We start from the raw sequence: 1,061 nt of genomic DNA on the forward strand, positions 1-1,061 counted from the left end.
GGTCTGGCTGCGCCGGATCGCCACCATCGCCCGCTCGACGGCCGCGACCGCGTCGTCCTGGGGCCCCTCGTCGTCCGCTGCGCTTGACATGCATGTCATCATACATTCATTGTTAAAGTACATGCATTTCTGGAGGGGACATGAACGAGACCTTCACCGACGTCCGCCAGGAGCGTCCGTTCGGGTACTGGCTGCGGCACATCGACCGGGCGCTCGACGCGAACCTCGGCAGGCTGCTCGCCGCGGAGGGCCTGACCCGGCGCGGCTGGCAGGTGCTCAACACCGTGTCGTACGAGCCCGTCACCATCGCCGACCTGGACCGGACGCTCGACGCGTTCATCTCGCCGGACGAGCCGACGATGCGTCCTCAGGTCGAGCGGCTGGCCGGGCGCGGCTGGGCGCGGCTCACCGGCGACACCGCCGAGCTGACCGAGGAGGGCGTGCGCGCGCACCGGCGCGTCCGGGACGCCGTCGCCGCCCAGCGCGCCCGCATGATCGAGTGCTTCACGCCGGAGGAGTTCCGGTCGCTGACGGAGATGCTGCGGCGGTTCGCCGCCCATCTGGAGACCGTCTGACCGGGCGCCTCAGTCGTCGGTGGCGGCTTCGAGGGCGAGCAGGACGTCCGCGACCAGGTCGTCGGCGTCCTCGATGCCGCAGGAGAACCGGACGAAGCCGGGCGGGACGGCGTCGCCGCCCCAGCGGGCGCGGCGCTCGGCGGTGCTGTGCACCGAGCCGAAGCTGGTCGCCTCGCCGACCAGGCGCAGCGCGGCCAGGAACCGCTCGGCGGCCTCCCGTGACGGCAGCGTGAACGACACGACGCAGCCGAACCGCCGCATCTGCCGGGACGCGAGTTCGTGCGCCGGGTCGCCGGGCAGGCCCGGATAGCGCAGGCCGCTGACCAGCGGATGTCCGCGCAGGGCGGTCGCGAGCGCGAGGGCGTTCGCGGTCTGGCGGTCGAGCCGCAGCGCGAGCGTCGCCAGCGATCGGTGCGCCAGCCAGGCCTCCATGGGCCCGGGGATCGCGCCGATCGTCTTGCGCCACGTCCGGACGGCCGACGCCAG

2 protein-coding genes are annotated in these 1,061 nt (G+C 73.0%); one reads left to right on the top strand and one right to left on the bottom strand.

Features of this window, described 5'->3' with window-relative positions; all coding sequences use genetic code 11:
* Positions 1 to 140: 140 nt before the first annotated feature.
* Positions 141 to 575, top strand: a complete 435-nt coding sequence (locus tag AB0J52_RS41965; protein WP_500188888.1) for a MarR family winged helix-turn-helix transcriptional regulator — start codon at positions 141 to 143, stop codon at positions 573 to 575.
* A 9-nt stretch (positions 576 to 584) separates the two neighbouring features.
* Here AB0J52_RS41965 and AB0J52_RS41970 read toward each other — a convergent pair.
* Positions 585 to 1,061, bottom strand: a 477-nt coding sequence (locus AB0J52_RS41970; RefSeq protein ID WP_500188890.1) for a PLP-dependent transferase, incomplete at its 5' end; no start/stop codon positions are given.

This window comes from Spirillospora sp. NPDC049652 (assembly GCF_040675125.1).
Taxonomy (GTDB): domain Bacteria; phylum Actinomycetota; class Actinomycetes; order Streptosporangiales; family Streptosporangiaceae; genus Spirillospora.

Bases quoted from the DNA above. Each gene is read 5' to 3' on its own strand.
- AB0J52_RS41965 (WP_500188888.1), top strand. From the start codon at position 141: ATGAACGAGACCTTCACCGACGTCCGCCAGGAGCGTCCGTTCGGGTAC.